Origin of the sequence: Chamaesiphon sp. VAR_69_metabat_338 (assembly GCF_031423935.1) — a bacterium.
In the GTDB taxonomy this organism is placed as follows: domain Bacteria; phylum Cyanobacteriota; class Cyanobacteriia; order Cyanobacteriales; family Chamaesiphonaceae; genus Chamaesiphon.
In genome coordinates this window covers 1-9609 of the sequence record NZ_JANPGM010000359.1, presented here as the reverse complement: position 1 = coordinate 9609, position 9609 = coordinate 1, and the positions used below count along the sequence as shown (strand labels likewise).

7 protein-coding genes are annotated in these 9609 nt (G+C 50.5%); 3 read left to right on the top strand and 4 right to left on the bottom strand.

The features are described 5' to 3' along the window. Positions 1-24: 24 nt before the first annotated feature. The 4 genes from acsF to RMO84_RS10205 form a co-directional block, all read right to left on the bottom strand. Positions 25-1101 (bottom strand): magnesium-protoporphyrin IX monomethyl ester (oxidative) cyclase, encoded by a 1077-nt coding sequence (acsF, locus tag RMO84_RS10220; protein WP_310488359.1) that lies wholly within the window; start codon positions 1099-1101, stop codon positions 25-27. A gap of 334 nt (positions 1102-1435) precedes the next feature. Beyond that, complete coding sequence (locus RMO84_RS10215; protein WP_310488358.1) at positions 1436-1735, bottom strand: hypothetical protein; 300 nt, start codon at positions 1733-1735, stop codon at positions 1436-1438. A 32-nt stretch (positions 1736-1767) separates the two neighbouring features. Continuing rightward, positions 1768-2493 carry a DUF3891 family protein gene (locus tag RMO84_RS10210; protein ID WP_310488357.1) on the bottom strand — a complete coding sequence of 242 codons (726 nt, stop codon included), beginning with the start codon at positions 2491-2493 and terminating at the stop codon, positions 1768-1770. A 132-nt stretch (positions 2494-2625) separates the two neighbouring features. Next, on the bottom strand, positions 2626-3120 hold the full coding sequence (locus RMO84_RS10205; RefSeq protein WP_310488356.1) for a rhodanese-like domain-containing protein: 495 nt from the start codon (positions 3118-3120) through the stop codon (positions 2626-2628). Between the two features lie 815 nt (positions 3121-3935). Here RMO84_RS10205 and RMO84_RS10200 point away from each other — a divergent pair. From RMO84_RS10200 to RMO84_RS10190, 3 genes are all read left to right on the top strand, one after another. Continuing rightward, entirely contained in the window at positions 3936-4340 is a 405-nt protein-coding gene (locus RMO84_RS10200) for a hypothetical protein (protein ID WP_310488355.1), read from the top strand. Then, positions 4337-5545, top strand: coding sequence for an efflux RND transporter periplasmic adaptor subunit (locus RMO84_RS10195; protein ID WP_310488354.1), 1209 nt, complete (start codon positions 4337-4339; stop codon positions 5543-5545). Before RMO84_RS10200 ends, RMO84_RS10195 begins: the two co-directional genes overlap by 4 nt. A 487-nt stretch (positions 5546-6032) precedes the next feature. Continuing rightward, positions 6033-9287 (top strand): efflux RND transporter permease subunit, encoded by a 3255-nt coding sequence (locus tag RMO84_RS10190; protein WP_310488353.1) that lies wholly within the window; start codon positions 6033-6035, stop codon positions 9285-9287. Positions 9288-9609: the final 322 nt, after the last annotated feature.

Sequence of the window (9609 nt, the reverse complement as noted above, 5' to 3'; positions counted from 1 at the left end):
GCAGGTTTAATCTAACTAAAAATCCTAGCGGACGACGCCTGCTTGCTTGGTCATGTCGATCGGTTTAATCAGATATAAACGGAGTAACTTAATACCCATCGATGCGATCGTTGGTAGATTTTGAATCTTTGTCAACCATTTTGGCGTGGTAGATTGTGCTGAGGCTACTAATTTTAGATAGCTTGCGGCACACTCGTCTAAAATTGGGAAGAACTTGGCATGATCTACATCCAAAATCACAGGGAAGATACGTCCCGCAGTTTTATTGGTTTCTGTGATGACGTCGATATCGAAATCGCGGCTGTTCATCCCTAAGATTCCGTAGAATTTGCTCTCTCTGTCGCGCAGATACATGGTGGCAAATACAGCCAAGAGGAAGAACCGACACCAGAGTTTTGCTCTGAAATCATTCAGGAGTTGGGGTTGCGATCGCATCAGCGCGTCGAAGAAGTCACCATGACGATTCTCGTCTTGGCACCAATTATCGAAGAAATGGAAGATCGGATAGATCCGATGTTCGGGATTTGCTTCTAAGTGACGGAAAATTTTGATGTACCGCCAGTAACCGATCTTCTCCGATAGGTATACCGAGTAGAAGATAAATTTGGGTTTGAAGAAGGTGTATTTGTGATTTTGAGTCAAAAAGCCCAAATCGAGCGAGAGTCCAAAGTCAGCCATGGCTTTATTGAGAAAGCCAGCATGACGGGCTTCATCCCGCGACAGGAGGTTGAAGCCTTCGGCGAGGAGGGGATTTTTATCCTTGAGCTTCCGACTGAGTTCTTTGTAGAGTAGAAACCCAGAAAATTCTGAAGTACAGGAGCTTTCGAGAAACTCAATAAAGATCTGACGGGTTTCGGCTGGGAGATCGTCCCAAGAGCGATCGAATCTTTCATCGCGGACGAAGTGGGTGCGGTTATAATCGACCCGAAATTCTTCGATAATCGCCGATAACTCATCTTCATTGACGGAGAGATCCATTTTCGCCATCTCTTCAAAGTCGGTGGTGTAGAACCGAGGCGTGAGGAGAGTTTCTTTGGCAGGGCGTTTGACACCTGGTCTGATTTCATCAAATGATGATGGTTTTGAAACGGAAGTTACCATAATAATTTGTTTTATAACTAAAGTCGATCGCGATCGAGTCTTGCCGATCGCTCAGACATCTGGATACTGCTATTCGTGCATTTTACCAAGTCTGGACTGGTGCGGCAGTGGTTTTGTGTTAAGAGTTACAACAGAGTCGAGCCAGATCGTATGGCGGCGATCTGGCTCGACTGGATGTACCTTGATGAAGCTGAAATCCTTACACTCCAGTGGCGACCGCGATTTTGACGATCGATAATCGATCGCCTAAACCTAAACCATTATTATGAATTTAGAACCCCGATTTCTTCAAGAAATCGGGGTTCTGTAGCTCTCCTGAAAAGTACTGTAACTATCAACTAGCTAAACTATTACCACTGAACTGCTGAATTTTCGAGACCAATATCCACACTAAGACGATCGCACCCAAACTTCTCCGAAAATAGTTGACACCTTGAAATAACTCTAATATCGCCCACACCAAGAGCGAGCCAGTCGCCAAGATATCTAGTCCCAGATTAATCTGACCAGTTTTGTATAATAACTGCAGCAAACTGGCGGCAAACCAAACCAGGATCGGGATGTTCGGTGGTTGAGCGATAACGATTTCGCCATTGCTATCGCGGAAAAAATTGTCAAAAGATGTATTATTCATTAGTGTTACTCGTCTTAGTTACTTGCCGATCTTTAGGCGGCAAAATGCCACTCAATCGATTTAATTGGTGCTTGTTTTAGTGTCTCTACTAACTCGCGATCGCTCTCGAATTTCATCTGCGTGGGATAACAAGCATCGACGCGAACGGTAAACTCTTTATCTTCAAACGGCCACGGTTTGACTGTCAACTTATGATCGCCGCGTTGGATAATATCGTGTCGCTCGCCAGTTGGCCCCACTGCTATTTCTAGCCACCGCTCGCCCTCGGGAATCTGCTGCTGACACAAAATCAACGACAATCGATCGCAACACTGCATCATTGCATAGGCTTTTTGGGCGTCGGTTTTTTTTACCTTCAAGCTCTTGCGCAAAGACGTCTGTAGCTCGATTTGTCGATCGAGAAACTCGTCGAGTTCGGGTATTTCGCCGCGCTTGCCCTCGCTCAAAAAGCTCATGTGCATGGAAACCAAGAGAGCCACCCACCGCCCGCGATAGCGAGCATCCTCGATGTGCTGGTAGAGAGCCGGGATCGAGAGATCTTCGCCCAAGGTAAAGTCGAGTGGGGCACCAGCTTTGGTAAGATGGCCGCCTTGCCATTCGCGTTCGAGGTCGTCATGATGGCAGATTGCGGCGATCGTATCGATCGAATACGCACTCAGATCCGACTTGCACCAATACCCAGCAATTTGTGCGGCTAATAGGGCATGAGCGCGATGGTATATTATCTCCCAGCCGTTATCTGTAAGGTTAACTATCATTCAATTTATGCGTTGCTGGATGAGGAGCGGGGAGCGGGGAGCGGGGATAGTGGATAGTGAATAAAGAGTTTGGACGCAAGCGTCCCCCAGTCTCCTCGTCTCCCAGTCCCCTAGTCCCCTAGTCCCTCAGTCCTAGTTAGCGTGTTGATGTTTGCCAGTTTCTTGAACGTCGTGTTCGGTTTTGAGCCGCGATACGATGTTGTAAGCATTCGCTTTTGGTGGGGCGGCATCTTCTTCAATGCCTTCAGTGGGGCCGCCGATCTCGTGCCAAGCATCCAGACCGCCCATAATGTGCGTTACGGCCTCAAAGCCAGCAGCTCTGAACATCTGCGCCGCTTGATGTGCTTGCGCGTCTGTGTCGCCGTAGATATAAATATCGTGTTTGGGTTGGAGTGTAGACTTGAGTTCGTCTAACCGATCCATCGGCATCGAGACTGCGCCGGTAATGCGGCCTTGGTTGAAGGCTTCATGTTCGCGAATATCAATAATGGATAGGGCTGGTTCGCCCCATTCGAGCCGCTTTTTCAAGTCGTGGGCTGTCGATTCTTCTTGGAGAACGACTGGGGTGGGAGTCAAGTTTCCTAGAGCGTCTTGAATGCCTTCAACAATGTCGTGTAAATCTGCCATAAATATTTATTTTTTAACTTTCAATTCTGCTTCTTTAGCATGGCAGCATCAGCGAGGAATCCCTTCTACCGAATGGTAGATCGTGGGTTAGTTGGATTTTGGATTTTGCGGATCGATCGCCTTCGGCGGGGCAAAGCCCTACGCGCGGAGGTTTCCGACTCATGGCTTTCAGTCAGCGGCGCAGTATAGGCGGGTTTCCCGCCCATACAACTGCGACAAGACAGCGATTCGCGCACGCCTCTGTTTCCCGACGGTTTGCGGATGCGCTCGTCACGGAGGTTTCCTCCAGGTTTAGCGCACCAAGCAGCGGCGCATCGAACGGGAGGTTCCCTCCCGTTTGTGTGCGACAAGACAGCGACCCAAATCACGCGGAGGTGACCCATGGCTTTGGGTCAAGAAGCGAATCGAGACAAAACAGGATTGGGGATTGGGGAAACCTAGCTGTCAGTGAAGTCGGCAGATCCATCTGTTTTGGATCGTTCTTTAGAGTGATATGAGATAGATATAAGCGATCGAGAAGACAGTTTTTTCTCGGACGATTTGGTTATCATCAGAATCGAGATCTCGGTACCACTTTTTGGGTCTAATGACCGAGGCTAATTGGAATCTCTACCCAATGGCAGAGGCTAAAGATTTAAATTTCTCGCACACTTTAATGAATCATACTTGGAGAGCTATTTGTAGTCAGCTAGAGCGGTTTAGCGATCGAATCTAGCTTGGATAGGGGCGATCGACATCCACGCTCGATCGATAACTAAGTGTGCTAAGTAATTTATCGATAACGTCAATCTCGGTTGTATATTTAAGAATTGAAGATGTTTCATTCTAAATTCCTCAAGCATGCCGATCCTGCTGTCTCGAAGTTACCCGCGATCGATCTAGAGCGCGATCGTCCGCAGCAGCTCACCGATGCGGCATTAGTAGTACCGCCGCCATCCCGATCTCGCAGACGCCGCCGCTGGCCGTGGATCTTGGGAGTGGTATTGTTGCTGGGTGGATTAGGTTTGGGTTGGCGGTGGTTGCAAGCCAGTCGGGCGACTAATGCCCCCGCAGGTGCGCCAGGGGCGGTAGCCGGTCAACCGCCAGCAGTACCCGTTAAACTAGCGACGGTAGCTAGCAAAACCGTCCAGGATAGTACGGTTTTTGTTGGTACCTTGGAATCGCCACGCTTTGTGACAATTAAGACCCAGGTAGAAGGGCGCATTAGCCAGATTTGGTGAAAGAAGGCGATCGCGTCAAGCAAGGACAGCCGATAATCGCCTTGCAAAGCGATGACGCTCAAGCTTTGCTCCAACAACGGCAAGCGGCACTGCAACAAGCTCAGGCCAATCTCGCTCTCTTAAATGCCGGAACGCGCCCCGAACAAGTCGGCCAAGCTAGAGCAACATTAGCACAGGCTCAAGCCAAACTCAGGGACGCCCAATCTGGATCGGAACTAGAATCGATCGCTCAAGCCGAAGCCCAAATCGTCTCCGCCCAATCGTCACTGACTCTGGCGGCATCCCGCGCCAATCGCTATGCTCGATTAGTCAAACAAGGCGCGGTGTCCCAAGATGCATACGCTGGTTATGTCAACGAGCAGGGTAATGCTGCCGCCGCGCTGGTAGTCGCACAGCGGAAATTAGACCAACTCCGCCAAACGCGGACGGCGGATATTAATTCCTTCTCGGCAACGGTCAACCAACAGCAACAGAATCTCCAGCAACAGCTCAATGGCTCGCGTCCGCAGGAGATCGCCCAAGCGCGGGCGCAAGTCGCTCAGGCTGCCGCGCAAGTTCGATCGGCGCAAGTGCAACTTAAATACGCCAAAGTCTTAGCACCTTTTACCAGCACAGTTGGCGATATCCCGTTTAAGGTAGGGGATTATGCTGCCAAGGGCGATGCGCTAACAACTCTGACCAAAAACGACTCCTTCGACCTGAATTTGTCGATTCCCTTGGATCGCGCCAAGCAGTTACAAGCTGGTACTGCCGTGGAGCTGCTAGATGCCGCTGGGAAGCCAATTGAGACGGGTAAGATCGGTTTTATCGCGCCGAATGCGACGGCAGATTCGCAGACGATTTTAGCTAAGGCTAATTTTCCCAATTCCAGCCGCCGGTTGGTCAATCGGCAGTCGGTACAAGCCAGAGTAGTCTGGGACAAACGTCCGGGGATTTTGATTCCGGTGACGGCGATAACGCGGTTGGGTGGGAAGACGTTTGTGTTTGTGGCGGATGCGGGTAAGCAGTCGCCAGATGGGAAGTCTAGTTTGGTCGCTAGGCAACAGCCGGTGGATTTGGGCGCGATCGAGGGGGGTAATTATCAGGTAATTAAGGGGTTGGAACCTGGGGAGAAGATCGTGACGACGGGGTTATTGAATCTGACTAATGGTGCGCCGATTGTGGTGGCACCTAACGATAATAATAACGCTCAAAAAACTCCTTGATTTGCACAATTTTCAGAACAAATATTGCTTCTAAATCACACCATCTGTAGGGGCGGGTTTATGCCATAACCTTTGGTTAACACCCAAGATTTCCAAATCAAACCCGCCCTCCCCCACAAATAACTGTTGGCATTCGATCGATTCGGCAATATTAACAATTCCAGTAAGGGCGGTTTGATATATGCGATCGACATCAAAAATAATTACACCATTTGTAGGGGCGGATTTATGCCATTAATTTCGATCGACAACCACAAGATATAAATCAAACCCGCCCTCACCTATCAATAACATCTTGCTTGTCTTGGCTCTTGCCAAATCGATAATTTATACACCCTAGCTGGGGAGGGCGGGTTTGATTTTAGATTACTTGTTAGAAGTGACATTTATGGCATAAACCCGCCCCTACAGACCCGTACAGTACTAGAACCCTATTCCCTATCCACTATCCACTATCCCCTATTCCCTATTCCCTATTCCCTAACAGATGTTTGTAAATACCTTTATCAAACGCCCAGTTTTGACGACAGTTTGTACATTTATCATTCTGTTGTTGGGGAGTATTGCGATTCCGATTTTGCCGATTTCGCAGTTGCCGGATTTGGCTCCGGTGCAGATTAATGTGGTTTCAACTAATATCGGTGCGGACGCCCAGACGACCGAAAATACCGTCACGAATATTATCGAGCGGCAGATCAATGGGGTCAAGGATGTCTCGTATATCTCATCGAATACGGGCAATGATGGGTTGAGTAATATTTCGGTGTCTTTTCCGACTGGGGTCAATCCCGATATCGCTCAAGTTAACGTTCAAAATAAGCAAGCTTTAGCATCGCCGCAGTTACCAGATACCGTCCAGCGGACGGGGGTAACTGTCGAGACGGCTTCGACGAGTTTGCTATTGGTATATGGTTTTTATGCGGACAATGGTGAATATGACAATATTTTCATCAGTAATTATGTCGATCTATATGCGCTCGATTTAATTAAACGGGTACCTGGTGTGGGGAGCGTGCGGATTTTTGGGGAGCGTAAATATGCGATGCGGTTGTGGCTCGATCCGAATAAATTGGCGCAGAACCAACTGACGCCGCAGGATATTACGACGGCGTTGCAAGAGCAAAATGTTCAGGTGGGTGCTGGAGCCATCGGCAAAGATCCCGCACCAAAAGACCAAGGTTATGAGTTTTCGCTGCGGGCGACGAGTCGGCTTAAGGATGTCTCGGAATTTGAGAATGTAGTACTAAAGGTGAGTACTGGCGGCACGCTCATTAAGCTCTCGGATGTGGGGAGAGTGGAGCTAGGCGCAGAAAACTATGCTTCTAATGCTAAATTTACCTTGCCTGGAAATCAGCCCAAGGCGGCGGTAGGACTGGGGGTATATCAATTGCCGGGAAGTAACGCATTGCAGGTGGCGAAGGCGGTTGAAGCGCAGATCGAGACGTTGGCGAAGAGTTTTCCGCCAGGGTTGAAGGCGCAGGTAGCCTTTGACACGACTCCATTTGTGGAGATTTCGCTCGAAGAGGTGCTACATACCTTGGTAGAGGCGATCGTGTTAGTAGTCTTGGTCATCTTTGTATTTCTGCAAGATTGGCGCACTACCATTATTCCGACGATCGCAATTCCAGTGTCGTTGATTGGGACGTGTGCGGCTCTGTTGGTATTGGGCTTTCAGATCAATACGCTGACGCTGTTTGGCTTCGTGTTGGCGATCGGGATTGTGGTCGATGATGCAATTATTGTGGTGGAGGCAGTGGCGGTGAAGCTAGAGCAGGGCATCCCACCGTTGGCGGCGGCGATGGAGGCGATGCACGAGCTGACGGGGGCGATTGTCGCGACGTCATTGGTACTAATGGCGGTGTTTATTCCGGTGGCATTTATTCCCGGAACGAGTGGGATCGTCTACAGGCAATTTGCTCTAACGGTGGCGTGCTCGATCGCGATTTCGGCTTTTAATGCGCTGACTTTCTCGCCGAGTATCGCCGCCCTAATCATGCGTCCGGCGCGTCCGGCTAGAGGGCCGGTGGGCTGGTTTTTTGGGAAGTTCAATCAAGGCTTTAGTTGGTCTACGCGGCGGTATGTCGGCTTTGTGAGCTACCTGACGGGGGCAAAATTGCTGGTGGTAGGGGTATTTATCGCCGGCTTGATTGCCACGGGTTTCATGTACAAGGCGGTACCGACGGGGTTTATCCCAGAGGAAGATCAGGGCTACTTTTTCGTCATCGCTCAAGCTCCCGATGGGGTGTCTTTGCAATATACTTCGGCAGTGCTCGATCGAGTTGCCAAAGAAGTGGCGGTAATTCCGGAAGTCCGAGCGACGTTTTTGATTGCAGGCTTTGGGTTTGATGGGGGAGCTTCTAATGTGGGGCTGGGGTTTGTCAGTCTCAAATCGTGGAAGGAGCGGACGCTAGAAACTCAGTCTGTATACGGATTGTTGCGGAATTTGAATCGGAAGCTGGCTGGCATCACCGAGGCGCGGGTGCTGGCGGTCAATGCGCCGCCAGTCAGGGGTTTGAGTGCGACGGGTGGGTTTGAGTTTCTGATTCAAGATCGGACGGGTTCGGCACCGATCGAAACTTTGGTCGAAAATACCCAGAAATTCATCGCCGCCGCCAATAAACGCCCCGAACTCCAACGGGTATTCACCCAGTTCACTGCCAATACGCCCCAATTTGACATCCAAGTCAATCGCAACCAAGCTAAGGCACTGAATGTCAATGTCAATGATATTTTTACAACCTTACAGACTTATTTGGGTTCGCAATATATCAATAACTTCGTCCAGGGACAACGCCAGTACCGCGTCTACATCCAAGCTGACGGTCAATTTCGCGCCAATCCCGACGATATCGGCAAGCTATATGTGCGATCGAGTGGTACCGCAGCCGGGGGCACGACGACTACTACCAGGGCGATGATTCCCTTGAGCAGTCTGGTGACGATTACGCCGTTTGTGGGGCCGAAAACCATTTCGCATTACAACTTATATCGGGCGATTAAGGTTCAAGGAACTCCGGCTCCTGGCGCGAGTTCGGGTCAGGCGATCCAAGCGATGGAGGCAGTCGCCAAAGCGACTTTACCCCAGGGATTTGGCTACGAATGGACGGGGACATACCTGCAGGAAAAATCTTCGGGGGGCGCGACTGGCTTGATTTTCGCACTGGCGATCGTCATTGTCTTCCTCGTCCTCGCCGCGCAGTATGAAAGCTATACCGATCCGCTGATTATCTTGCTGACGGTACCGCTAGCGATCTTGGGCGCAATGACAGCGATCTGGATTCGATCGAATATCTTTATGGCAGATAGCCTGTTCCCGAAGGTGGTGGACGATATCTACTGCCAAGTCGGCTTAGTTACCCTGATCGGATTGGCTGCCAAGAATGCCATCTTGGTGGTGGAATTTGCCAACCAACTCACCGAGCAGGGGATGAGCTACACCCGCGCGGCTGTTAAAGCCGGAGAAGAGCGATTGCGACCGATTTTGATGACTTCATTTGCCGCCTTGTTGGGCTTTTTGCCGCTGGTACTTTCTGAAGGTGCGGGAGCCAGCAGCCGTTGGTCGTTAGGCACGGCATTATTTGGCGGGTTGTTATTAGCAACGTTTTTGAGTTTATTCTTGGTGCCGATTCTCTATATCCTCGTCAAGACGCTTGCGGCGGCTGGGGCGAAGCGGTTCGTACCAAAGCATGAGCTGGTGACGACAACTAATGGCAAGACTGCCGAACCAGTGCAGCGGGGATAGGATCGGACGTTGCTGTGTGTGAGGATGGGTGCCGTTTATACACAAGTCTATTTGAGTTGATTCGCGGATCTAGATCCCCGCTGTCTTGTCTTGACGCATCGACCTGGAGGCTTCCTCCAGGTCGATGCGTCGCTGTCGTGTCTCGCTTCCATGGTCGGGGCACCCGACCGGAGCGAGCCGCTGACTAAAACGCACGCTGTAGGCAAGCGAAGCGAGACGTGCCGCTAGCGGCTCGCAGCCGGGAGGGAACCTCCCGGTCGATGCGCCGCTCCCGGATTATGCGACCCAAATCACGCGGAGAGTGGAGGAGCATGTGTTTGGG

Coding starts and splice junctions, on each gene's coding strand:
- acsF (WP_310488359.1), bottom strand. CDS start 1,101: ATGGTAACTTCCGTTTCAAAACCATCATCATTTGATGAAATCAGACCA.
- RMO84_RS10215 (WP_310488358.1), bottom strand. CDS start 1,735: ATGAATAATACATCTTTTGACAATTTTTTCCGCGATAGCAATGGCGAA.
- RMO84_RS10210 (WP_310488357.1), bottom strand. CDS start 2,493: ATGATAGTTAACCTTACAGATAACGGCTGGGAGATAATATACCATCGC.
- RMO84_RS10205 (WP_310488356.1), bottom strand. CDS start 3,120: ATGGCAGATTTACACGACATTGTTGAAGGCATTCAAGACGCTCTAGGA.
- RMO84_RS10200 (WP_310488355.1), top strand. CDS start 3,936: ATGTTTCATTCTAAATTCCTCAAGCATGCCGATCCTGCTGTCTCGAAG.
- RMO84_RS10190 (WP_310488353.1), top strand. CDS start 6,033: ATGTTTGTAAATACCTTTATCAAACGCCCAGTTTTGACGACAGTTTGT.